Source organism: Wukongibacter baidiensis, from assembly GCF_050888315.1.
In the GTDB taxonomy this organism is placed as follows: Bacteria; Bacillota; Clostridia; order Peptostreptococcales; family Caminicellaceae; genus Wukongibacter; species Wukongibacter baidiensis.
Map to the genome: position 1 here is coordinate 1,017,930 of NZ_CP138202.1, position 25,689 is coordinate 1,043,618.

The window sequence follows — 25,689 nt, forward strand, 5'->3', positions numbered from 1 at the left end:
CTATGGGTTTATCCAATTTCTATTATCCTTTTCTAGAAGCATATCAGATTCCTTGGGTCCCCAGCTTCCCGGTTCATAGTTTGAAAGTACAGTATCGGTATCATCCCATAAACCTAATGTCTGGTCTACAAATTTCCATGCATATTCAACTTCATCCCATCTAGTAAAGAGAGTAGCATCTCCCCTCAGTACATCAAATAGAAGTCTCTCGTAGGCCTCTGGAGAATTAATACCAACTTGACAATTTTGGCAAAAATCCATTTGAACGGGAATAATGTTCCTATGGCTCCCAGGCTCCTTGGCATTGAATTGAAGAAATATCCCTTCGGTAGGCTGTATCTTTATTACTAACATATTCGGTAGAACTTCCTTTTCTTCAAAATATAATATATTGTGCATAGGTTTAAACTGTACAATTATCTCAGTCGATTTCTTTTTCATTCTTTTTCCTGTTCTTATATAGAAAGGTACACCGCTCCATCTCAGATTTTCTACATCTACCTTAAGTGCTACAAAGGTTTCAGTATTTGAATCCGGCGACACTTTTTTTTCTTCCCTATAGCTTAATATCCTCTCATCCCCCGACCCCTTAGGCCCATACTGCCCTCTAATTACATTACCTTTTATTGCCTCAGGCTCGATTTTTCTAAGGGCTCTTAATACTTTTACTTTTTCATCTCTTATGGATTTTGCTTCTAAATCATTAGGCGGTTCCATTGCAATGAGGCTCAGTAATTGGAGCATATGACTCTGGACCATATCCCTCATCGCTCCTGCTTTTTCATAGTATCCTCCTCTATTTTCCACTCCTACGGTTTCACTAGAGGACATTTGGATATGATCAATATATTTATTATTCCACAGGGGCTCAAATAACATATTTGCAAAACGTATTACCATGATATTTTGCAGCATTTCCTTTCCTAGATAGTGATCAATCCTATAGACATTTTCTTCTTTAAATACACTAACAATTTTATCGTTTAAGTACTTAGCCGAAGTTAAATCTCTTCCAAAGGGCTTCTCTATAACTACTCTACTCCAACTATCGGTTTCTTCAATCATGCAAAAACTACTTATATTTTCCGCAATCGGTTCAAAGTACTCTGGTGCAACGGCCATATAATACATTCTTTTACCCTTTGCCTTGTGTTTCTCATCAATTTCATTTAAGTATTCATTTAATTCTTGGTAGGTCTCTGCTTTTAGAAAATCCATTTTCCTATAGTAGATTCTGTCTTTCAGACTATTCCATACTTCAATGTCTATATCAAATCTCGAAAACTGTTTTATTGAATTATATATTTCTTCCCTATATCCATCATTTGTTTTGCTCTGCCTCCCTATTGCAACAATTGCAGAGTCTTCTGGAAGCATTTTTTCATGCTTTAGATTATAAATAGCTGGAAGCAATTTTCTATGAGCTAAGTCTCCAGTCCCCCCGAATATAACCATTATACAAGATAAATCAAAACCTACATCCATTTATATCACCTACCTTAACTCTGCTACTTTTTTTCTACACTATGTCCTCCAAATTCATTTCTTAAGGCCGACACTACTTTACCAGCAAAGGTATCTTCCTGCTGGGACCTATATCTAATAAATAATGAGCTAGTAATAGTTTGGGCAGGAACCTTAAGTTCTAGGGCTTCTTCAACAGTCCAAAGTCCCTCTCCCGAGGAGTTTACTACACCCTTTATAGAATCAAGCTGTGGGTCCGACATAAATGCTCTTTCCATTAACTCCATAAGCCAACCTCGTATAACTGATCCATGGCTCCATACCCTTGCTATCTCCTTATAATTAAGGTCAAATTGGCTCTTCTCTAAGATCTCAAAACCCTCTCCTATGGCTTGAAGCATTGCATATTCAATGCCATTATGAATCATCTTCACATAATGACCCGAGCCGTTTTTTCCAGTATGTAAATATCCCTTTTCTACACAGATATCCTTAATTATAGGTTCAATGATCTCAAATACATCATCTTCGGCTCCTATCATCATACAAGCACCATTTCTCGCACCTTCCATTCCACCGCTAGTTCCAATATCAACAAATCTAATTTCCTTTTCCTTAAGGCTCTCATATCTTCTTAAGGTATCTTTGTAGTTTGAGTTTCCACCGTCTATAATAATATCTTCTTTATCTAATAGAGGAATCAATCTTTCTACTATCTCATCTACTGCTTTACCCGCCGGTATCATTAGCCAAATAATCCTAGGTGACTTTAACTCTTCAACCATTTCTTCAAGACTGTATACTCCTATTAATCCCTCTTTTTCCGCTTGTTTGGTTTTTTCTTGGGTTCTGTTAAAAACTAGGACCTGATGGTTATGTTCCTTCATATTTAATGCTAAATTATATCCCATTTTTCCCAGACCGATTATTCCTATTTCCATAAATGTCACTCCCTCCTAGATAAATAATACTCCCATACTATATTTATTACATAATATTAATAGAATTAAACATATAATTTCCGATAATCACTTCACATACAAGCATGTTTGTTTACAGTAGTTTTGAATACAAAAAGAGCCATAGCCCATGCAAATTGACTTTCTAATTCCAATTTGCTAAGGTTATAGCTCTATATCTTTTCACCGTATTTTTTATTTGAGTACTTAATTATCAAAATATATATCTGAGAACTCAATATTAATTTTTTCTGCAAAGTCATTGATTTTCTTATCAGCGACTTCATCACTAACGCAGTTTTCCTTAGATATACTTGAAACCGGAAGTTTTATTATAAAATCACTTCCCTTTCCAAGTTCGCTTACACAGGCAATATCGCCTTTATGCATTTCTACTAATGATTTTACCACGGATAAACCTATACCACTTCCTTCGTGTTCTTGTACATCAAAATCATTTATTTGCATGAATCGGTTAAAAATTGTTTTTTGCTTTTCCTCAGGTATTCCTCTTCCTGTATCTCTTACAGAAATAACAATATTTTCTAATCGCTCATAGATATTAACTGATATCATTCCGCCTTCTTTAGTAAATTTTACTGCATTAGAAAGAAGGTTTAACATAATTCTTTCTATTTTATCAGGGTCACAGGCTATAATTTTTTCTTCTATCTCCGTATCAAATAGGAATTTGATACCTTTATGCTCTATATAATCAACAATGGATAGTGAAACATCTTCAACAATTCTAACAATATTATAGTCTTTTAATCTTATATCAGAAAAACCAGAATCAAATTTTGTAATATCAGTAATATTATTGACTAATTTTATAAGCCTATAAGAGTTCTGTCTCATAATCTTTATATACTTATTTGGGTATTGAAATGTATTACGCCAATGTAATTCAACCAGTTGTATAGAAGTAAATATCAAATTTAAGGGCGTCTTCAGATCATGGGATAGGTTTGCAAGAAATTGCGCTTGAGCTTTATTTCGCCAAATGGCTTTTTCCTCCGAGCTCTTTGTAGATGATAAAATACTACAAAGGTTATAAATGAATATGGATGTCATAATTATAAAAAAACTCCCCTTGAAAGTTTGTATCTTATTCAGAAGAGATATATCATCAATTGTTAATAATAAAATTTTATCCGAAGTCATTATCCATAATTGGGATATAAAAATGTAACTAACTACTATTTTTAAAGGAAATATTTTTTCTTTGCCATTCATTTGCTTTGGGGAACAATAATTTGAAAAGAATGATTTTATGGTGCTCGTATTTTTTGTCATAACCAGGTGCCTCCCCTAATCTTTCTCCGTTTTCATTTGCAATAGTAAATTCCACAGTTAGCTTCATTATACATTATTTAAGTTTATATCACAATAAATAGGAATGTAAGATAAAAGATCTTAGCATTTCTTGAAAGCATCAATTAGCTGAATCCCGTCAATTACGCAGTTATGCATACCAATCTCAATACCAGGTTTGTTTTTTCCATGAAAATCACTTCCACATGTTATTAAAAGTCCATGCTCCTTAGCTTTTTTATATAAATGATCAATCTGGTCTTCAGTATGGTAATTATTAAAGATTTCTATTCCTTCAACACCTTCCTTAATAATATATTTAAGCATTTCTATATTACCTTTTAAGTTCATACCTGGATGAGCTATTACTGGTACTCCTCCACTTCTCTTAATGAGATCAATTGCTTCCTCTAAGCTTATATATTGAATTGGAACATGGGCGATTTTACCTTGAGCAAAGAAATCCCAATAGAAGTTTAGATATGGCATATCGCTCCGCTTTCCACCCTTTAAATATGGTTTTAATATTCGATTATTTTTACTGTTTCCCTTGCTAAGAATTACTTCTCCAATAAGCTCTCCTGAGGGGACTTTTCCTTTAGCTTTCCTAAGAACCTCTTCTTCTTCAACCTCAACACCGATTTTTTTCAAATTAGTAATCATTCTAGGAAAAGCATCCATTGATTTTCTAAATATACTCCTATTTAGTTCCTCAAAATCTTTTAAGGTATAGTCAATGTAATACCCTAGCAAATGCAAATTAACACCATTGTATGTGCAATCAATTTCAATACCTGGAATCACATCGATGTCTAGACCTTCACTATATTCAACAGCTTCCACTACCCCTTGTACGCTATTATGGTCCGTTATAGCTATTGTCTTCATACCTCTTTTTTTACTGAGCTGCAATATTTCATACGGGGTGAATTCTCCATCATCACTATAACTAGAATGAATGTGTAAATCAATCTTGTTCATAATTGCCCTCCTTTTATATCGCTCTTTTATTATCAACAGACTTTTCAACGTAAAATCGTCTATTATAGTAAATACTCATAAGAAGTGCAGCTAAACACAATCCACCTTGAATTATTAAGGTATTCTGGATTCCAAGATGGTCTGCCAAGTTTCCTGATAAATTGTAAGTTACGAAACCACTTACGCCTAAATATATCCCCATAGCAATGGTTTGAGCTGATGTTTTTAAGTTCTCAGGACTCACATCGTCAATCAGCCGCTTGGCAGTAAAAGTTGCGAGGGTATATGTAAACATTTGAAATAGACCTATGAAGACTAGCATGCTAACATGTCGAGTAAATGCTGTAATTAACATCTTAATGATAAAAATAAAGCAGCATATAATCAAAAGCTGTGAAGCCTTTAGTCTTTCCAACAATCTTTTTGAGTAGAGAAACATTGGTATTTCGCTAAAGGCAGCAATCATGAAAAATAAACCTATATCGCCTTTGTCTCCACCATACTTCTCAATCAATATCGGGACAAACATTGAGTAGGCCTGCATTGCCATAAACAATAATAGAAAGATAGTAACCACAGTCACATATCTTCCATTGGATAGCATAATCTTGACATGCTTTAAGCTCACTTTATTTTCATCAGTATTAACGGCCTTTTTAACATCATCAACCCTTATAATCATCCATATAAATATAGCTGATAAAATCAAATGAATTGTAATTAAGCTCTCCCAACCAAATTGATCTATGCACCTTCCAATAATTATTGCTGAAAGACCCCAACCCAAAGAACCAAAGGCTCTGACTAAACCGTAACTTTTCTTAACCTCATCATGAGATTCTAATACCCAACTGTCTATTAAGGACATCATACTAGACTGTATAAAACCTATAATCGGTAATATTATCAATTTTATTTCCACTACTTCTATTCTATATATTAGAGATACGGCTATGGAAAGCATAAGAGTGAGAATAAGAAACACCTTTTTAATGGTCTTCTTTAAATCGCATATGTATCCTGTAGTAAATTGACCTAGAATACCGTTTAACATCATAATTGACATGTAAAAACCAACTTGACTATTACTTAATCCAAGTTTTTTCAAATATGGGACTGTAAACCCTGCAAAAACTACAAGTACAGCATCAAAGAAAAAGTACATTCTTTGTAGCTTTCTAATTTTCCCTTTCATTTCTCCATCCCCCTTTCATGTTTGTTCATATTTATTTAGATATGTTAATATTTTCTTGAATTCAAGTTTATATTACCACATAGAATAGGTATATGCAATATTATTCGTTAACATTCATTAATTTTCGTGAACTTTCATGAATTTTACTTTACTGAGATTTTAATAATTGATATACTTATATAATATAAAAACAAATATTTACATTAATGAAGGATTTGGTATTTTTATGTTTATAGAAGAGCGTCATAATAGAATTATGCAGTTATTATCGGAACAGAAAAGGGTTGAGGTTTCTGAATTAAGCTCTTTATTTGACGTCTCCTTGGACTCGATTCGAAGAGATTTAAGAATTCTTGAAAAAAAAGGATTATTGAAACGTACCCATGGTGGAGCTATTTCCCTTGAGGAGAGCAGTGAAGCCCTTAGTTATTCTGATAGGAAAACAATCTATGAATTAGAAAAAGAGGAAATTGGCCAATTTGCTTCCACATTTATTGAAGAAGGTGATACCATACTAATCAAGGGCTCATCGACTTCAGCTGCTATGATTCCGCATCTATGCCAATTCAAGGATTTAACTATCTTCACTAATTCCATTGATATTGCATATCAACTTAATAGCTGCAAAGGTAACTTAAATACATTTATGATCGGAGGGATGATTGATCATAAATCTTCCAATACCTATAGTACTGAAACACTATCATTTATCCAAACTCTACATGTGGATAAAGCCTTTTTGTCTCCCTGTTCCATTTCGATGGAAGCTGGGATTTGTACAGAATTTATACTTGAAGCACATATTGATAAAGCTATTATTAAATCTTCAAAAGAAACCTATATACTTGCTGATCATTCAAAGTTTTTAAAGGAATCGCTTATGCAGATCGCTCCCCTATCCTCGGATTATGCAATTATCTCCGACTCAAAACTGTCGGATGAAGTTATTTCAAGATTTGAAAGCTATACCAATTCGGATATAGAAATTTTACGTGTAAAAAAGAAATGAGTCTAAAGTAAATCCTAGACTCATTTCCTTTTTTATTGTTATCTATAATAAATCTAATCTTCCATAGATTTATAGATTCTATCTCATAAAAATCTCCTATGAGTTCAGCCTCAAGGTAAGAAGCAGTCTCTTATCAGGTCAGTTATAAACTCGAAAAAGAATACACAGTCCCAACTGAGTTTTGAATAAATTCTTCTGGGAAAATCCTTGCGATTGAATGGATATCCCGCCATCCAGTACAGTGAGTTGGAACGATATATTTGGGATTAATATTTTCTAATTCTTTATATATTATTGAGCTATCGGGATTTTGATACAAATGCAATCCTCCGATGACCGCTAGTATTCTTTTCTCACCGGTCAATTTTTGTGCATGCCGTATAATATTGATTATTCCTGAATGTCCACATCCCGTTATTATTACTAATCCTGCCCCTCTAACATTTACTACAACAAACTGATCGTCAATTACATCTGGATCAGGCTGCCACCCACCTAAAGATTTCCTATAATGAAATGGTAATGTATTATCGTACTTAGGATCTCTTGGCACTGCTCCTGAAGCTATAATCATTCCATTGCCTAAGACTATAGGGTTTTCATTTGATTCTACTTTAAAACCCAACTCTTCTAAATCACTTTTCACTAGGGTTTTAAGCATAGTAAAGGGTCCATCCTGTGATTCAGAAAATTTACGTTCATAAAATGCCGCAGGATGTGCTACTACTTTGATGCCTTTTAGATTGAATTTTTTTGATAGTGCTGGCAAACCTAAAAAATGGTCTGCATGTCCATGGGTTATAACTACAGTCTCTATCTTATTAGGATCTATTTTCAAAGCCTTAATATTATTTACAAAACCACCTAGAGTAACTCCTGCATCAATAAGAATACATGCCTCATCTTTTCCAGATTTCGTTTCAATCATCATTGAAAAACCATGCTCTGCAATTGGCAGTACTCCATCATAGGCTTCCTTTGGAAAACTATATCGACGAGCAATTGAGTTTTTCTTTTCTTTAGCAAAGCTTCTATCGGCATTATTATCTACGATACTAGTTACACGTAATGAATCGACGTCTCGTAAGCTTACTTCTTCAAAAACATTCTTCATAAAAATCTACCCTTCTTTTAGTTGTCTCTATACATTATCATAACTATTTTCTTGGTTCTAATCTATACTATAAAAAGGTATGATCAGTTTTTTTATACTTTAATCATACCTTTTTAAGTTAGTTTCAACTACTATCTTAATCTATGGCTTGAGTTTCATTTATTTTATCATTTTTTTTTGCGAAAATAAGACTTATAACTATACCAACTACTATATTAAGAGCGAAAACAACAAATCTACTAGTTATAACCTTTTCAAGACCAGTGCTCATCCAAATAACCGTGGTAGCAAATCCACAAATTATCATTGGAACAATAGCCTTTCCTGATAATTTTTTCCAGAAAAGCGTCAACAGGATAATAGCCGCAAAGGAACATGCCACGCCTGCAGTGTACCAGTTAATAATTGTAAATACAAGTGCATTTGCTGTCATACCTAGAACAAGGCCAAGGAGACCACTACCGATTACAACTAATCTAGATAGTTTTACCAGTTGCTTCTCAGTTAATTTCTTACCAAGTGCAGCATGAACAATATCTTCTGATACAGAAGAAGTAACTACAAGAAGTAAGGAATCTGCCGTTGACATCATTGCCGCTAGAATAGCTGCAAGCATTACTCCAGCTAACCATGGTGGCAATAGGTCAGTTAGCATTTGAGGAACAAGTAGTTCACGATCTGTAATTGTTCCAGGTCCATACAAAACAATACCTAAAATACCTATTGCAAAGACACCCATGTAAGCAAATAGAGACCAACCAATAGCTATATTTCTTGCGGTTTTTTGCTCCTTTTCATTTCGAACAGCCATATATCTAGAATGTAACTCTGGTCGCCCTAAGGCAGATAGGATGAATGAGAAATTCGCAATAATTATCAAGAAAATAGGAAATCCAGATGCACCCTGTGTAATCGTATTATAGGCCGGTCCCGCATCAGCTAGTGCTTGAGATACGCTCAATCCACCAGCCTGAACCTTGATGAAAGCAACTATTGGAAGTCCTATAAATAGACATACCATTAGAAGCGCTTGGACAACATCGGTCCATACAACAGCGAAGAAACCACCTAAGAAAGCATATATAATGGTAAAAACTGCAACTAAGATCATAGCTTTAATAGGATCTACACCAAAGATTTTCATTAGAGTCTTGCCAGCTCCTGAAAACTGAGCTGCGATATAAAATGTTAACATAGCTGAGAATAACACACCGCATAGGAATCGAATCGTTTTAGCATTTTCACTAAATTTGTTTGAAAGTACTGCAGGCACTGTTAGAGCATCGTTCTCAATACTTACTTTCATCATATGCTTAGAGAGGAAAGACCAACCTATACTAGGTCCCAAAATCGATGCAATAACTAGAATTATTGAAGAAACTCCTTTTGCATAGACGAATCCACTTGCAGCAAGCACCATCCATACAGATTCTCCAGTTGCACGTTCTGATAATGCAAGGGCCCATCCAGGAATTTTTCTACCACCTAATAGAAAGTCTTCCTGCTTTGTATTCTTTCTAGAGTAATAAATTCCAATGCTGAGCATTCCCCCAAGATAAATTATAATAGTAGCTAGCATTATAGTATTATTATTCATTCAAAATTCTCCTTTCTTAAGTTGTATAAATTTGCATTTTATTAAACAGCTTTTAGAAATGATATAATGATTTTGATTAAGAGCATAAATATATAATAACATATTCTTTTATAGAAGAGTTTCATGTATATATACCTCTGAAAATAATCACTTAATAGGAAGAATATTTGTCTTTATATGCTGGAAAAGTTTTTCGATTTCTCAGTGGTATATATTAGATCAAATCAGGTCAATATATGCTATTAGAGCTATCGGAAACGATTTTTAAATGCTTTATTGAATAGAGCTTTTCTAGATAGATCTGTCATAGTAAGATTAGTACACAATTCATTTGGTTATTTAGAGTCTATAGAGTCATAAGTAAAAGATAGGGAGATCATGAAAAGTTAAAATGCTTGATCTCCTCAGCAACTGAGATTTTATACGTAGTATCAATATGTCTTTATAAAGAAATGGAAAATATATTATAGAGAGTTCCAAGGAAAACTAAGACTAGGCTTATCTTTGTGCGATTGCTTCTATCTCAACCTTAGCCCCTAAAGGCAGCTTAGCAACCTCATAACATACCCTTGCAGGCATTGCCTCACAATTATTTAAAAACCTACTGTAAATATTGTTTACTTCAGTGTAATCCGATATGTCCGAAAGGTAAATATTCACCTTTACTACATCGTCCCACTTAAGATTTACCTCACTAAGAATTTCTTCTAGATTTCTTAGTGTTTGTTCTGCTTGCGCTACTGTTCCGCCATCTACCAACCCTTTACTGCCTCGAGTCATTCCTATTTGTCCAGATATAAAAAGTAAATCTCCTGCCCATTTTGCTACAGAATATGGTCCTACTGCCTCTGGAATTTTGTCACAAGTTACTACTTTACTCATATACGCCTCCCCTTTCATTAGTTATATAAGTATAGTTAAGAGACATTTAAGAGTACGTGCCTCTTAACCATAACAATATTTTATAATTCCTCTATACGTTGATTACTGTAATTTCCTTAGGTGCCCTTGGAACTGATAATAACTCAGGCTTGCCAGATTCCGAAATAGCCCAGTTATCCTCACAGTTAAACATTCCATATGGCTTCTCTACAAAGTTTGGATTACATGCAAACGTCATTCCAGGCTTAAATACTATATCTTCAACGGCTGCTAAAGAAGGATATTCTGTAGTTTCATATCCAACACCATGACCTACACGACCTACGCCTAGAAGCTTAAGTCCTCTTGCCTTTACCTCAGCATTTACATGATCTATTATCATAGCAGGAGTATTACCTGCAACTAGCATATCGTCACATTCATAACGCAGCTTCATCATCCATCTATAGAAATCTGCCGCTTCTTCCGGTGGCGCCCCTACAAATGCCGTACGACATATATCACAACTAAGTCCACGATACTCTACACCAACATCTAGACATAATGTTACCCCTTCTTTTACAACCTGTGGAGTAGGTACAAGCACACTTCCACCAGTAGGTCCTTCACCTATGGCAACTAATAGGAACGTAACATTTTCTCCGCCCTTTTCAGCTATTTTTCTTCTAAGAATATTACTTATTTCTATTTCACTCATACCTAATTTTACTTCTGCAAAGGTCTCCATTTCAGCTTGTGCTGCGATACTTGCTGCGGTTTTAATATACTCAATCTCCTTAGGTGACTTAATAGATCTAAGTTCAAGGAAAACCTTAGAAGCATCTACAAATTTAGAATCAGACATTTGATCCATTATTTCATTAAAGGTTAGATAGTTTAATCCTAGATATTGTTCTCTACCAAGTTCACAGCCTATAACCTTACCATCAAGTCCCTTTTCCCTAAGGGTTTCAGCTATTAAATCAGCATGATTGATAAGACCAGCTTCCTTTATTTCTTGCACCCAAGAAGTATCATATACTTGCTCTACTTCAAAAGGCATAGTAATAAGCACACCCTCACCCTCTTGAGGCAATATAAATACATATGGTCTTATTTTATCTATACGATTTTGTACAGAGTTGTGTCCTGTGAAGTACATGTAATTAAGTCTCTCTGTAACAAGTAAACCATCAATGCCTTCTCTCTTCATTAATTCTTGTGCTCTACTCCATCTGCCTTGAAATTCTTCCTTTGAAAAATCGGGGTACCTTGGTATCATAACTTTACCTCCTAATATTTTTATATATTTTGATCCCTTAGCTTAGGGATTGAATAACTTAGTTTTTCTTACTAGACAACCTTAATTATTTCCTCAACAAGTTTTGCAGCTTTGCAAAGTTCTTCTTCAAGTATACTCTCCTCTGTAGAATGAGGATTAGTGATTCCACAGGCAAGTATTACTGTGTCTACACCCATGCCATTAAATATATTGCAATCACTTCCTGCTCCTGTACCCTTTATCACAAGTGGCACATCTAGATTTTTTACTGCTTCACTAGCTACCTTGAGTATGGTAGAGTCTTCATCTAAATGAAAGGCCGGATAGTTGATAGATGTTTTTATCTCGCAGGTTGTATTATATTTAGCTGCGGCTTCTGCAACACAATCACACATATGCTTTACCTGTGCCTTCATTTTCTCTTCCTTTAAACTTCTCACCTCTGAAGTAAACACTGCCTTGTCACATACAATATGATTGGGGCCACCTGCATTTATATAACCTACATTTGCAGTAGTTTCTTCATCTATACGAAGTAATTTCATGTTAGATATCGCCTCTGCTGCCACCTGTATTGCACTGATACCTCTTTCTGGCTCAACTCCAGCATGGGCGGCCTTACCGAATACCGTATATTCTGCAACTGTTTGAGTAGGCCCATATGCTATTATTCCCCCTACAGAGCCATCGCTGTCTAGAACATAAATCATCTCTGACTTAATCATATTAATATCTATATTTTTTGAACCAAGAAGTGCCTTTTCTTCACCTATAGTAAATAGTACTTCTATATCTCCATGCGGGGTGTCATCTTCTAGTATTGTTCTAATCCCCTCTATTATTGCAGATATACCACTCTTGTCATCTCCAGCAAGGATCGTGGTTCCATCGGTAAATATTTTACCATCTTTTCTTATGGGCTTGATTCCCTCTCCCGGTGTAACAGTATCGAGATGTGCACAGAAGCAAACCGACTTTTTGCTATCTACTCCCTTAAGAAATCCGTACACATTACCTACATTACCACCGCATTTCTTACCCGCATCATCTACGGTTATCTCGAACCCAAGCTCTTCAATTAGCTTGATTACATATTCTGCAAATTCTTTTTCATTAAGTGGTAGACTATCGATCTGTACCATATCCATAAAGCTCTGAATCAGTCTCTCTTTTTGCATAAGCCTCTCTCCCTTTAACGATTTGCTATCTTAGCTACTTCGGTTAAAAAGTCATCCATATCTTCTCTGGTATGGCAATGTAAAGGTGTGACTCTTACTAGCCCTGTAATACCAAATGATTCTAACATACGCTTGGAGAATCTAGAGTCATCTGTACGAGGATATGTAACTATTCCTACCTTCTCTAATTCCCTAGCAGATTCTTCAATGGTCATGTTGTCAAATCCCATACCTACTAGGAACTCTTTAGTAGTTAGATCTTCTACATCAAGGTAAACTGTTACTCCTGGTATACCTCTGAGTCCTGCAATTTCACTAGTACCATTGAGCATACGGTTCATAAGGGCACGTTCTTGCAGCTTAATCCTCGACATTCCCTCTACAAACAGCTCACGTCTATCATCACTATCTATATACTGGCTTCCTATCCAAGTAACATAATTGACAATCTCCGTAACTGCAGCGAACTGACCTGGTGCAGGACTTCCTACTGCCCAGCAATCCTCACTTACTGCTTCTAATCTGTGGTGAGGCAGGGTTGACAATCTATCGGATACACATCCTATACCTAAACCTCTATTTGAGAAGAATTTATATGGTGCAAAGTTAATCCCATCCACCTGTAGGTCCTCTACATCCATAACCCCGTGGGGTGCAAACTGTACCGCATCTAATAATACATATAAGTCTGGCTTTACCTTTCTAGCTGCTTCTACTATTGCTTTTGCATCTAGTATTGCGCCGGATGTATTAGAAGCATATATAAACGATAACAAGCAGGTATCCTTATCTATGAGTTTCACTATATCTTCTACATCACTTCCCCCAGTAGCTGGATTGGTCTTTGCTACTCTTAACTCTTTACCAGTTTTCTTCGCATAATATACGGCTGCGTCATAGGCTGAAGGATGATCGCCAGCCGTAACAACTACATTTGTACCGGGTACATTCTCAATAACCGCTCCTGTCATTTTAAATATTACCTGAGATGCTGAAATCTCTGTCAAAATACTTCCACTTTTAGCATTAAATATAATTCTTATGTCTTCCATGCCTTTTCTACAAATCTCATCTAAATATGATGCCGATATATCTCCCCTTTCTGAGCAATCTGGGAAAGAATCCATCCTTTTGAAAGCCTCTACTGTACTCTTAAGTCTAAGTGCTCCACCGCCATTATCAAAGAATAATCTACGCCCTTTATGTCTTGGGTCGTTATCTAAATAGAAAAATTTAGATTTAATCTGCTCTTGTAATTCATCCGAGAAGAATTCACCTTTTTCATATTTTCTAGTCACTATAACCCTCTCCAATTCATCTAAATTAATACCCGCGTAGTATTTAATAATATATTATCAAAAAATATAATACTCGAAAAGCTAATATATTTACTATATAATATAAGTATTACTTATATTATATAGCGGGAGGTATCTATGAATTATTATGAAGTCGAAGCTTTCCTTGCAATAGTCAGGACTCAGAGCATTAGTAAAGCCTCAGAGATAATACACATATCTCAATCAGCAACTAGTCAAAGACTTCAATCATTAGAGGATAATTTAGGAGTTACTTTGATCAATCGTAGAAAAGGTCATAGAAATATAGAAATGACTCTCAAGGGAGAAGAATTTCTGCCTATAGCAGAGCGTTGGATGTCTATATATCATGAAGCTCTAGATTTAAAACAAACTCAGTCTAAACTACATCTAGTTTTATCCTGTATGAGCAGTCTCAATATGCATCTATTCCCAAGCTTCTACAAACAGATATCTAATGGTAGTAAAGATAAATCCTTCAGTCTTGTTGTGAGAAATAACTGGTCCGATGAAATATATGACTTATTAAATATGCGGAAAATCGATATAGGATTTGTTTCAGAGCAATTTTCCTACAAAAATATCATTGTAGAGCCAATGTTTAGTGAGAGGTTATATATTGTCCGCTTAAAACATGATGAATATAAGGACAAAAAGTCCTTCCATCCTTCAGAGCTTGACCCTCAATATGAAGTTTTTTTAGAGTGGGATTCACAATATCTTCTATGGCACAACTACTGGTATAGCCCATCTATTAAGCCCTATGTCTATGTAGACATACCTCAACTAATACCAGACTTTCTAGAATGTGAAAAGATTTGGAGTGTAATACCCTCTTCTATCAAAAGTATCTGGGAAAGTAATGAAAGGCTGCAGTTCTTTGAGATAGAAGATCCACCACCGGATAGAATTACCTATAAGGTAACTAATAGATATCCTAAGGCTAGTCGTGTAAATACTATTAGAGTTTTTGAAAATTATCTACATGATTTTTTGAGTGACATAGATTATATAGATTTGATTGAATAGATTTTCTAAGCAAGATACTTCCTCCATATATAAATACAGTGGATTTGCGCTAGTTTCAAATTCAAAAGGGTTACAGGTTTGACTAGTTGACATTCTAATTTTAGTTTGTCAATTTATTGAGCCTGTGACCCTTTATTTTTTACTAGTTCTTTTTATAGCATATAGTATGAAATTATAGTCAAGTCAAAGTCTTTATGGTGTAAATTTAAACATGATTTATGCTTAACACATAGTTTAGTCCTTGCATAATATGTACTGAAAAAAATAGAAGTAAATTTGTTTAATTAAAGAGAAAGGATATGATTTCATGTCTAAATATGTAAATGACAATGATTGCGATTGTGTAATATGCGAACCTAAACATCCACTACCTAAAAAAGTACTCTTTGAATGCGGAAATCCCGGTGGTTCCATGACTTTTACTACTGAAGGTCAAAGCTTTATAGCTTCTTCTGTCGCAATAGATACAGCATGTCTGTGTAGTCCAAAGGTTACTGTTGAGTTTTCTAATATGGTTACTTTTAATATAGTTGATGGCATAGTCTCTCCCTTTGAGACACGTTTACAGTTTGAACTAGTTAAAGTATGCGAAAATGGACAAGAAATATCTTGTGCTACTCATATGTACGAAAAATTATTTTTTGATAATAACCCAATAAATATTCCGTTTACATTAACTGATTCATTCGCCTTCGTTTTCTGCGAATGCAGCACTTGTCCAGGATGTTGTAATTATTTTGTAAGGGTTACTGCCGATGTTATAAGCACAAATATACTAACTATGGAAAACAATGTTACGGCAACTGTTAGTAATGGTAGAATGAGCATATTTGCCTCTGGCTGCTAATATGTGATGGCATTATTGCTATAACTGTATAGTTCTTTTATATGATTTTTGTGAAAACCATTAATTTTTCAATCCATTTTCAACAAATTTTTATGAAAAGGAGTGTATTTACCTATTAAAAAGATTTGGGAAACTAATAGAGCTGAATTACTTAACAATAGAGAAATAGTTATGTCATATCAAGAAAAACAGGATGCAAGTCATTTGATAGGGAAGCACTATATTATTCCAATTAAATATGGTATGGATATTTGTGTTGAATTAACTCTAATATCGATAGAAAAAATAACGAGAACAAAAGAATTTTTAGTGCTAAAAAAACCTATATATAAAGACCTATCAACCCAGGCCCCACCTATCGATGTAATGATTAATAAAGATGGGATGTTTAGGCTTATTAACGGACACAGAAGATTAAAATCAGCAATAGCTAGGGGTGAAAAAAGTATATTCGCCAAAATCCATTATAGAAAAAGTCATAGAGATTTAGTCTTAGAGGCGTATCGTAATGGAAAAAATGTTCCTAAAGAAATTTTAGATTATTACAAGATAACCTTTGAATTGAAAGAAAGGATATGATTTTATGTCTACCTATATAAGTAAAGAGAAATGTGATATTAAAAAAGACAGTAAAAAAGAACAAGATTGCGCAAAGTGCCAACCTAAACACTCGCTACCAAAAAAAATACTCTTTGAATGTGGAATCCCTGGTAGCTCTATAACTTTTACTAGTGCAGGACAGAGCTCTGTAGTATCTTCTACATCAATAGATACAACATGTCTGCGCAAGCCGAATATTAAAGTCGAGTTTTCTAGTATAGTTACTTTCGATGCTGTTATTGGAAGCACGCCTCCACTTGTAACCCGCTTAAAATTCGAATTAGTCAAAATCTGCGACAATAGACAGGAATTAATTTGTGATACTCATATGTACGAAAGATTTTTTGCTGAAACTGGAAACATAGGCACCCCATTTATTTTAAGTGATTCCTTTACCTTTGTTTTCTGTGAATGCAATGCTTTTCCGGGATGTTGTGAATATTTTGTTAGAGTTACCGCAGATGCTATAAGTATAGATACAGTGACTATGCAAAACAATGTTACTGCAACCGTTAGTAATGGTAGAATGGGTGTATTTGCCTCAGAGTGTTAATCTATAGTAATCCTTTGTATTATAAATAATCTTTAAATGAGAGGAGTTCCATTATGTCATCAGCTATAAAAAAAGTAAAGTGCGATTGTAAAAATGATAAAGAAAAAGACTGTATGAAATGCGAACCAAAGCATCCCATACCTAAAGATATATTATTTGAATGCAGCCCCTCTAGCGGTTCCAAGACATTCTCCAGGCCGGATCAAAGTTTTACAGCAGCTTGTGTAACTTTAGATACCACGTGTATTTGTGACCCTAAAGTTAAAATTGAGTTTTCTTCAGTTGTAACCTTAAACATTGACACTACTAGTAGGGTTGAAGTTCGCCTGAAATTTGAGTTATTTAAAGTCTGCGATGATAGACCGGAGCTGTTATGTGGTACTTGGGTATACGAGAAAATACTTCCAGGACCCGTTGCTGAGTTTTTGCTAAACACAACCGATTCATTCAGTTTTATCTTCTGTGAATGTCAAACTTGTCCTGGCTGCTGCCAATATTTCGTTAGAGTTACTGCTGATAGTTTAAATGACATCCTTATAGCACGTGTTTCTGATGGAAGTATTGTTGCTATAGCAGTGTAATTTGATGTTTCTATGTGATTTTTTCTATAGAATCACTAATGTATTGAAAAATGAATTAGTTCAAAAAATTTTGGATTGCATAACATAAACGAAAAACCTTCACAAAGGAGGTTTTTTTTTTAGTCTGTTTAAAATAATAGGGTTGTATCAAGAGGTCTTTGTGATAAAATCTATTTTCGTTTTCACAATATTAAGGCAATCATATTTGCTCATATTATTTGTTTCACCACATATGATAATATCTGCATTTTCACAAGTATTATGGAATTCACTTGATATATATTCATTTTCCTTTGGCATCCATTCGTCTACCCATTTATCCTTCATATCTTCTCCATCTCTATCGATACCTCTTTTAAGTCTTAAATCATAATCGGCTTCAACCCAAATGTTTAAATCATAATAATCCCGTATTTCTTTCCTACCACTATAAATTCCTTCGATTAAAATAATACCCTCAGGTTTAACTTCATATTTTCCAGATACCTCATCTTTTAACCAATCATATTTTTGATAAAATGTTATTGAACCTTTTCTTAACGGAGTTAATACTTCCCTTTCTAATCTACTCCAATCAAAGCTACTTCCAATTTCAAGATTGTTATGATTTTCGTTATTTTTTTCAAAGTAGAAATCATCAAAATGTATAATCTGAGAATTTGACAGATGTCTGCATAAGCTGTCAGTAAAAAATGATTTTCCTGAGCCACCTGGACCGTCTATAGATATAATGATAAAATCTTTTTCTTTCAATTTCTTTTCAAGGAATATAGCCAGATCTTTATATTTAAATTTCATAAGTAGTACCTCCTATACACCATATATCTTATAGTTCTTTATAACATCAGCCCTCTTAGCTTTATACTCCACTTCAGCCGCTAAAATAAGCTAATATGCCTTGACTCATCTATCTAAATCAATGCATATTAGCTTAGTAAAAGTGCTGTTTTTAGCGAGTCGCCTTTAGCTTTTTTATTCCAGCATCTAATCCCTCTAAGGTCAGGTCAAACATAGGAAAAACTTCAGCAATCTTTCTAATTGTATATGTATATGGCCAATGTCTTTTCTGTATTGGATTAAGCCAAATACTTTTAGAATATTTCTTCCTTATTCTATTAAGCCATTCAATTCCTGATTTTTCATTGCTTATATCTAGATATACGTTTCCTCCACCATGGAGAAGCTCACCTTGAGCCATACTTGCATCTCCCACTATTATCACATGATAGTCGCTATCGTATTTCTTAAGTATCCATTCTGTATCAATAGATTTATTTCTTGAGCAAGAATGATCTGAGTAAACGTCGTCATATATACAGTTATGAAAATAGTAGGTCTGCAAATCCTTAAAATGATTAGATTTGTGTACAGCCTGAAATAGTCTGTTACATAGGTCACTATGCATCCACATCGATCCTCCAGAGTCCATTAACAAAAGTACTTTGATTGTATTCGTTCTAGGTCGATCCCAAACCAACTTTAAGTTTCCGGCATTATTTCCCGTTTCTTCTATGGTAGCATCTATATCTAGCTCCGTTTTAGCACCCTCTACTCTGCTAGAGAATTGTCTTAGTTTCCTAAAGGCCATCTGGAACTGTCGAATATCAAGAATTGTATCTTGGCGAAAATCCTTAAAATGTCTTTCACCGGCTATCTTCACAGCTGAACGATTTCTCGATTTACCGCCAATACGAATTCCAGCAGGATTAGTTCCCGAGTGGCCAAAGGGTGTAATCCCCTGTGTTCCAATCCACTTACTACCGCCATTATGCTCGGCATCTTGTTCCTTCAATCGTTCTTCTAATAGCCTCTTTACCTCTTCTAAAGAGTGCTTTACAATATGTCTATCTTCATCAAAATATTTTTCCGGTACCTCTTTATTTAACCATTCCCATACCTCTTCAGGAATCTGCTCAATCGTTTCTATATTATAGAAGTACTCTGCAAATGCCAAATCTAATCTATCATAATCCACTTCACTTTTAACCAGTATTGCTCTACAAAGATGATAAAAGTTCATGAGACTAGAACCACAAAGACCTTTATTTAAGGCTTCTAAAAGATTCATCCACTCATTTAGAGAAACATTTAACCCCTTATCACGGAGAAGATAGAAAAAGGTTGTAAACATGGCTTCCCCTCCTCTCAACTAAAACTTAGTAACATATATTAAAACTCATTCAGCTATTTATCAAACAAGTTTTCTGGCCAAACCATATTGCAACATATCGATGTCCTGATTTTTCTTAAGTAAAACACCTAAAAATGGAATTTCTTTCTCTATGCGCTCAGGCTCAATACCTCCTACTACTAAGGCTTGAATCCAGTCTAATAGTTCTGATGTACTCGGTTTTTTATGAAGATCCCTTAAACTCCTAATCCAATAGAAGGTTTCCATTGCCTGATCAATCAGTTCCTTCTCTAGATTTGGATAATGTACACGTATAATTTCCTCCATACCATCAATTTGAGGGAATTCTATATAATGAAAAATACAACGACGCAAAAATGCATCAGGAAGCTCTTTTTCAGCATTACTTGTTATAATAACAATTGGGCGCTTCTTAGCGGAAACAGTTTCTTTAGTTTCAGGGATATAAAAACTCATTTGATCAAGTTCCCAAAGTAGGTCATTTGGAAATTCTAAATCGGCCTTATCAATTTCATCTATTAATAGAACAACCTGCTTTTCGGAATTAAATGCCTCTCCAATTTTCCCTAGCTTAATATACTTCTTAATGTCTCCAACATTACTTTCTCCAAACTGGCTGTCATATAGACGTTGAACCGTGTCATAAACATAAAGACCTTCTTGGGCTTTAGTAGTTGACTTAATATTCCACACAATAAGCTCCATATCCATTGAGTCAGAAATTGCCTTAGCTAATACAGTTTTTCCTGTTCCTGGCTCTCCCTTAATCAAAAGTGGCTTTTCAAGAGCAATTGAGACATTTACAGCATGTTGTAAAGCTTCAGAGACAATATAATCTTCACTTCCTTTAAAACGGTTAAATTCCTTTACTACTGACATTGTTATATCTCCTCCCCATCTAATTCTATATATACTTACATCAACATATATTCTATCATAAAACTTTCAAACTATTAACTTTTATTAACAATTTCCCCTCCTATATTATTATCCCTTACAAAAATATAAAAGACTTGATCTCTTTATCTAAATCAAGTCTCTCGAAAATCTTATACCAAGAATAGCCCTATTCAACAAACACCTCAACTTTGTCTCCATTTTCATCTTCTACTTCTACAAGCTTGCCCTCAGCTCCGTTCTTGACAGATTTTATTATTTCTGCTAAATCTATGCCACTAAGCTGTTCGTCTAAATCTGCATGAAACTTGGTACCAATCTTTAATCCAATGTCTATTAAAGAAATAGGAATATTTACATTAACCTTTTGCTTTCCATCTTCACCATTAACTCTTACCCTTAACCATTTAGCGCCTTCAGTTTTCACTATTTTTTCCTCTGCATGCTCTAAAGCATTTAATAGCTCTACCCCTTCATCAGCAGTAATTTTACCTTCCTCAATCATTTTTAAAATTTGCAGTTTTTCTTCTCTCATTTTAATTATCCCTCCAAATGATTTCATATTTTTGACTTAAAAGAATGACTCAATCACTTGCTTAAAATTCTTAAATTATCCCTTAAGCAATTTCAATGCTTCTTCAGATGTTATTTCACCTTTACTGAGTTTCTCAAGGATTTCCTTTTTATTTAGAGTTTCTTCAGATGATCCTGGATTATATCCAAGTGCCTGTATTACATTATCAAGGTTACGTCTAACTGTTGGATATGATATGCCAAGCTCCTTTTCTATTTCCTTTATATTCCCCCTATTTTTTATAAAAACCTCTACAAAGTATTTTTGCTCTTTAGTAAGATAGCAAAACTTACAGAGTTCAAACTCTCCCCTTAGGGATGTACCGCACCTTTTACAATCAAGCTCCGTAACCTTAAGGCTTGAAGAGCAAATAGGACATGTTCCTAATACTTCTTTTTTCATTAAACTTCCTCCTCTAAATCGTATAAATTTCTACAAGGTTATCATCCTCATACACTTCTACTAGCTTGCAGGGTGGAGTAAACCTTAAACTTGAAAATATCATTTTTAAATCCTTTACATCAATCTCTTTACCCTTTAATTTCCTACCTGACCTTTCACTTCTCTTTGTTCTCTCTTCATCTCCACTTTTATAATGATATCTAGAAAATTTGACTGCAATGAAAGCAAACTTCTCTATGATCCAAATAGGAATTGCCGGGAGGTTTATTCTAATATTTTCTTCCTTCGAATATATCTTTATTTTTATCTTCTTTGCATATTTTATCTTTCTATTTTCCATTGGTAAGCTTCTCAACATCTCAGCTGCCTCTTTGCTTGTTAATTCTCCTTTTTCCACCTTACGCAGAATTTCTCTTACCACTTCCATATTAACACCTCAAAATCAATTATTAATTTATTTAATTTTATAGTTAATATTTTTGATATTAACTATATATTAATATAATTTATTTATCAAGTCAATTGATTTTTTAATTTTTTTAATGTTTTTATTAATAATATTAATATCATTATTAATATTATTAATATTTACTTTCAAAAACAAAAGATATGTTTTTTAATCGGTATTATTGGGCTGTCTAATTTGGATTCAATACCTATCATATTCTTTCAGATGCCAGTACTATATTCCCCATGAGATTACTCTAACATAATGATAATCATATAGTTTAACTTTCTTTGTAAGTACAATGGCTTGTCCAATAGCAAATAAAGTTTACATATCAAAGTTAATTTATACGCATCAAAGTACTCACCATTTATGAGAGTTTTGATACGTATAAATTATTATTTTTTTCCAGTCTCTATCTCTTATCTCTCTATTTTAGTGACGAATTTGCTCCAATCTTCCTCAGATATTCGTCATCACGAGCTTTGTATTCGATTACTTTATCTCTACTTTTTTTGTACTTCTCAATAAGTTTTTTCTTACTTAATAGCTCATCACCCCAAAATAATCCGCTATCTTGTTTTAATAAATCATAATCCCGGTTCAATATTTTCAATATTCGATCTACTTGCTTAAGGGTTCTCCAGTTACACCACTTTCCAGCTATATCAATATTAACGTCTAATACATAAGATCGAAAGGATTCTAATATATATAATCGCTTTAAACTATCCTCATTAGTTAATCCTAATTCACACCGCTCAATAGCTCTTCTCATCCAGATAATAATATCATCGTTTGCCTGCTGTTCTTCCAACCACCTTAATTTTTTTTCAAAATACTTAAGGGCTGCTTCTTTTTCTACTTTATATTCGGTCAAAACCCTGTCTTCTCCCATATCCTCAACCTTAACTAATAATTCTCCCATAAATGTTCTAGTCTCAAATCTCTCTACGCCATGAAATATGGGTTCCTTTTTTCCAGCGGAATTATATTCTGATAGCGGATTAAACACATAGTTATATCCAAAATCAAATAACTTCACTTGATTTCCATTTACTACTAGTATATTTCCTGGACAAGGATCCCACTCGAAGAAACCATTACATTCCATATGATGAATTGTATCAAATAAATTCTCGTATACCTCTCTTCCATTTACTAAAGTAATATCATCACCATTTATCCATGGCGATAAAATAAAACCGTTGTTTAGGCTTGCATAAATTGTTTTTACAATCCCATCATATAATCGAGGCGCTGTTTTTTTAAGGTTTTCGAAATCTCTTCTTCTTTGTATTTCATTTAAGAAAGATACTCTAGCATCTATATTTCTTATAACTGCTTTTTCTCTTTTCTTTTTTAAGGCATAGGATTTCCCATCTACCTTTATTTTGTATACTATTGAAGTAAACCCCTTAAAGACCTTTTGAACTTCTAGTGAATCTCGATCAATTTTTTTTATATAGTCAATAGATAAAGGTAAATCTTCTATTCTTCCTACTTGGATTTCTTTATTTGAATTAAGAAAAAGTAACTGACTCTTTTTTCTAACATAGTCTTTACTCATATTCATTTTCCCTTCATATATCATAAATCTATCTCTTAAGAATTCTTTATTGGTTTAAACGTGTTACAACTTGCATTTCAGCGCTTTATCAAAATCTCAAAAGCTTATTAGACATTCCTGTCTAATAAAGGAAAACAACGATTGAGTTTGTTAACTCTCTTTCTCCCATTTCATAATATCCAAGTACATTTGTAAGTGTTACAGCTTAACATGACTAAAACCTAAATTTTTTTTAATCATCAATTTACTATAGTTCAGAATGTTTCACGGTAGAAGATTTCATTGACATAAAAAAAAAACTCTTAATTCACGTATAATGAATTAAAAGTCTTTTTATATTAGTAGATAAATATTTATACTCTTACATTCTTCCATTTACCTTTTACATAAAATATTACGACGATAACCATCTCTGCTATTTCGGATATTACAAAGCTTATCCAAATCATCTCAATAGGAAGCTTCAATGCATACACAACTAATAGCAGCAAAGGAACTTGAACTATCCATCTAGAAATCAGGCTTGAAACTAGAAAGGGGAGATTATATCCAGAACCAGAAAACACTGTTCCTAGACCAAATAGTACTCCAAGTGCAATCATACCTGGCATAATAATACGAATCATTGGTATACCTATATCGATAACATTTCTATCATCTACAAAGATTTTCATAATTTGAGCTGGAAAAGCAAGGGCAAATATACTGCAAATACTTACTATTCCTACACATATCTTTGCCGCAATTTTAGCCGTTTTGTCGGCACGTTCTACATCCTGAGCACCTAGATTCTGTCCTACAATAGTACTCCCTCCCATTGAAAAACCTAATAGCGGCATAAAGATAAGTCCCATTAATCTATTACCTATTCCCATAGCTGCAACCGCATTTGTTCCATAAAGAGCTATCATCTTTATCACAATAAACCCAGAAAGGTTTCTCAATAAATTTTCAAACCCAGATGGTAGTCCTATTGTAATTAACTTTTTGTCTAGTTCTTTATCTAGCTTAAATAATCCCTTTATAGATATCTTTATATTAGTTCTCCCTGATAAAAATATCCAAAATCCAAGAGCACATGCCACAGTTATACTTATCACCGTGGCTACCGCAGCTCCAAAAACTCCGAGTCCAAATCCTGGTATCCCTATAAAAGGTACTTTATCAAACATAAAGATTGGATCAAGTATGATATTTAAAAAAGCTGAAATCGCCATAATGTACATAGGTTTTTTTGAATCACCTATACATCTAAGAGCGGTATTTAGTGAAAAGGATGAAAAGAATATAGGTAAAAAGAAAATTCTTATATATCCATAACTTAAGCCACTCTTAACAACCAGCAAATCATCGGTAAAAAAGTTCAGTAGTGGATTCATACTAAAGTAAAGTATAATAGCTGCAATTATTGCTACTATTGCTTTAAAAGTAATTGTTTGCTCAATTGCTTTCTTTGTCTTCTCTAATTCCTTTTTCCCGTAGCTTTGAGATATCAGAGAAATAGAACTAACTCCAATTATTTCATTCAAAACTTCAATCATCCAAAATATTGCTGCAAATATTGTTACACCAGCTACAGCTTCTGCAGATATCCTTCCTATCCAAATCATATCAACTATATCATATAGTGTTTGGGCAATAAATCCAAGCATAGTAGGCATGGCCATATATATCAGGTTTTCCGTAACACTTCCCTTAGTTAAATCTCTTTCCATAAAATCACCTCAAATGTCAAATAAATCTTTAGTCTTCTATATCTTTTC

General features: G+C 34.0%; 25 protein-coding genes. 6 read left to right on the top strand and 19 right to left on the bottom strand.

The annotated features are described in order from the left end of the window. From zwf to R9X47_RS04920, 5 genes are all read right to left on the bottom strand, one after another. Positions 1-1,485, bottom strand: a complete 1,485-nt coding sequence (gene zwf / locus R9X47_RS04900; RefSeq protein WP_432665609.1) for a glucose-6-phosphate dehydrogenase — start codon at positions 1,483-1,485, stop codon at positions 1-3. Between the two features lie 23 nt (positions 1,486-1,508). Next, complete coding sequence (gene gnd, locus R9X47_RS04905; RefSeq protein ID WP_432665610.1) at positions 1,509-2,405, bottom strand: phosphogluconate dehydrogenase (NAD(+)-dependent, decarboxylating); 897 nt, start codon at positions 2,403-2,405, stop codon at positions 1,509-1,511. Between the two features lie 225 nt (positions 2,406-2,630). Next, positions 2,631-3,719 carry a sensor histidine kinase gene (locus tag R9X47_RS04910; RefSeq protein ID WP_432665611.1) on the bottom strand — a complete coding sequence of 363 codons (1,089 nt, stop codon included), beginning with the start codon at positions 3,717-3,719 and terminating at the stop codon, positions 2,631-2,633. A 120-nt stretch (positions 3,720-3,839) separates the two neighbouring features. Then, the gene (locus tag R9X47_RS04915) at positions 3,840-4,718 is read right to left on the bottom strand and encodes a PHP domain-containing protein (protein ID WP_432665612.1); all 879 of its coding nucleotides are present in this window, start codon (positions 4,716-4,718) and stop codon (positions 3,840-3,842) included. Between the two features lie 13 nt (positions 4,719-4,731). After that, positions 4,732-5,913 (bottom strand): MFS transporter, encoded by a 1,182-nt coding sequence (locus tag R9X47_RS04920; RefSeq protein ID WP_432665613.1) that lies wholly within the window; start codon positions 5,911-5,913, stop codon positions 4,732-4,734. Between the two features lie 226 nt (positions 5,914-6,139). Here R9X47_RS04920 and R9X47_RS04925 point away from each other — a divergent pair, with 226 nt between their 5' ends. Then, entirely contained in the window at positions 6,140-6,922 is a 783-nt protein-coding gene (locus R9X47_RS04925; RefSeq protein WP_432665614.1) for a DeoR/GlpR family DNA-binding transcription regulator, read from the top strand. 142 nt (positions 6,923-7,064) lie between these two features. Here R9X47_RS04925 and R9X47_RS04930 read toward each other — a convergent pair whose 3' ends face one another. The 6 genes from R9X47_RS04930 to R9X47_RS04955 form a co-directional block, all read right to left on the bottom strand. Next, a complete protein-coding gene (locus tag R9X47_RS04930; protein ID WP_432665615.1) occupies positions 7,065-8,036 on the bottom strand; it encodes an MBL fold metallo-hydrolase in 972 nt (323 codons plus the stop codon). Between the two features lie 136 nt (positions 8,037-8,172). Continuing rightward, entirely contained in the window at positions 8,173-9,633 is a 1,461-nt protein-coding gene (locus R9X47_RS04935) for a sodium/proline symporter (RefSeq protein ID WP_432665616.1), read from the bottom strand. A 498-nt stretch (positions 9,634-10,131) separates the two neighbouring features. After that, positions 10,132-10,515 carry a Rid family detoxifying hydrolase gene (locus R9X47_RS04940; RefSeq protein WP_432665617.1) on the bottom strand — a complete coding sequence of 128 codons (384 nt, stop codon included), beginning with the start codon at positions 10,513-10,515 and terminating at the stop codon, positions 10,132-10,134. A gap of 91 nt (positions 10,516-10,606) precedes the next feature. Next, a complete protein-coding gene (locus R9X47_RS04945) occupies positions 10,607-11,776 on the bottom strand; it encodes a M24 family metallopeptidase (protein ID WP_432665618.1) in 1,170 nt (389 codons plus the stop codon). A gap of 71 nt (positions 11,777-11,847) precedes the next feature. Continuing rightward, positions 11,848-12,954, bottom strand: coding sequence for a M20/M25/M40 family metallo-hydrolase (locus R9X47_RS04950; RefSeq protein WP_432665619.1), 1,107 nt, complete (start codon positions 12,952-12,954; stop codon positions 11,848-11,850). Positions 12,955-12,968: 14 nt separating this feature from the next. Further along, on the bottom strand, positions 12,969-14,252 hold the full coding sequence (locus tag R9X47_RS04955; protein WP_432665620.1) for an aminotransferase class V-fold PLP-dependent enzyme: 1,284 nt from the start codon (positions 14,250-14,252) through the stop codon (positions 12,969-12,971). Between the two features lie 138 nt (positions 14,253-14,390). Between R9X47_RS04955 and R9X47_RS04960 the strand changes: the two genes are divergently transcribed. The 5 genes from R9X47_RS04960 (at position 14,391) to R9X47_RS04980 (ending at position 17,883) form a co-directional block, all read left to right on the top strand. Further along, on the top strand, positions 14,391-15,302 hold the full coding sequence (locus R9X47_RS04960; RefSeq protein WP_432665621.1) for a LysR family transcriptional regulator: 912 nt from the start codon (positions 14,391-14,393) through the stop codon (positions 15,300-15,302). A gap of 307 nt (positions 15,303-15,609) precedes the next feature. Next, positions 15,610-16,149 carry a DUF4489 domain-containing protein gene (locus tag R9X47_RS04965; RefSeq protein ID WP_432665622.1) on the top strand — a complete coding sequence of 180 codons (540 nt, stop codon included), beginning with the start codon at positions 15,610-15,612 and terminating at the stop codon, positions 16,147-16,149. A gap of 171 nt (positions 16,150-16,320) precedes the next feature. Further along, positions 16,321-16,728, top strand: a complete 408-nt coding sequence (locus R9X47_RS04970; protein WP_432665623.1) for a ParB N-terminal domain-containing protein — start codon at positions 16,321-16,323, stop codon at positions 16,726-16,728. Between the two features lie 4 nt (positions 16,729-16,732). After that, positions 16,733-17,302, top strand: coding sequence for a DUF4489 domain-containing protein (locus R9X47_RS04975; protein ID WP_432665624.1), 570 nt, complete (start codon positions 16,733-16,735; stop codon positions 17,300-17,302). Positions 17,303-17,355: 53 nt separating this feature from the next. Continuing rightward, a complete protein-coding gene (locus R9X47_RS04980) occupies positions 17,356-17,883 on the top strand; it encodes a DUF4489 domain-containing protein (protein ID WP_432665625.1) in 528 nt (175 codons plus the stop codon). A 147-nt stretch (positions 17,884-18,030) separates the two neighbouring features. Here the strand turns inward: R9X47_RS04980 and R9X47_RS04985 are convergent, their stop codons facing one another. The 8 genes from R9X47_RS04985 to R9X47_RS05020 form a co-directional block, all read right to left on the bottom strand. Further along, positions 18,031-18,681 carry a uridine kinase family protein gene (locus R9X47_RS04985; protein WP_432665626.1) on the bottom strand — a complete coding sequence of 217 codons (651 nt, stop codon included), beginning with the start codon at positions 18,679-18,681 and terminating at the stop codon, positions 18,031-18,033. Between the two features lie 151 nt (positions 18,682-18,832). Continuing rightward, positions 18,833-20,014, bottom strand: a complete 1,182-nt coding sequence (locus tag R9X47_RS04990) for a vWA domain-containing protein (protein ID WP_432665627.1) — start codon at positions 20,012-20,014, stop codon at positions 18,833-18,835. A gap of 60 nt (positions 20,015-20,074) precedes the next feature. Continuing rightward, positions 20,075-20,914, bottom strand: coding sequence for an AAA family ATPase (locus tag R9X47_RS04995; RefSeq protein ID WP_432665628.1), 840 nt, complete (start codon positions 20,912-20,914; stop codon positions 20,075-20,077). A 187-nt stretch (positions 20,915-21,101) separates the two neighbouring features. After that, positions 21,102-21,467 carry an SHOCT-like domain-containing protein gene (locus R9X47_RS05000; RefSeq protein ID WP_432665629.1) on the bottom strand — a complete coding sequence of 122 codons (366 nt, stop codon included), beginning with the start codon at positions 21,465-21,467 and terminating at the stop codon, positions 21,102-21,104. A 75-nt stretch (positions 21,468-21,542) separates the two neighbouring features. Further along, a complete protein-coding gene (locus R9X47_RS05005) occupies positions 21,543-21,908 on the bottom strand; it encodes a DUF2089 domain-containing protein (protein ID WP_432665630.1) in 366 nt (121 codons plus the stop codon). 13 nt (positions 21,909-21,921) lie between these two features. Next, on the bottom strand, positions 21,922-22,335 hold the full coding sequence (locus R9X47_RS05010) for a hypothetical protein (protein WP_432665631.1): 414 nt from the start codon (positions 22,333-22,335) through the stop codon (positions 21,922-21,924). A 451-nt stretch (positions 22,336-22,786) separates the two neighbouring features. Next, positions 22,787-23,926, bottom strand: coding sequence for a hypothetical protein (locus tag R9X47_RS05015; protein WP_432665632.1), 1,140 nt, complete (start codon positions 23,924-23,926; stop codon positions 22,787-22,789). A gap of 353 nt (positions 23,927-24,279) precedes the next feature. Beyond that, positions 24,280-25,641, bottom strand: coding sequence for an MATE family efflux transporter (locus tag R9X47_RS05020; RefSeq protein ID WP_432665633.1), 1,362 nt, complete (start codon positions 25,639-25,641; stop codon positions 24,280-24,282). Positions 25,642-25,689: the final 48 nt, after the last annotated feature.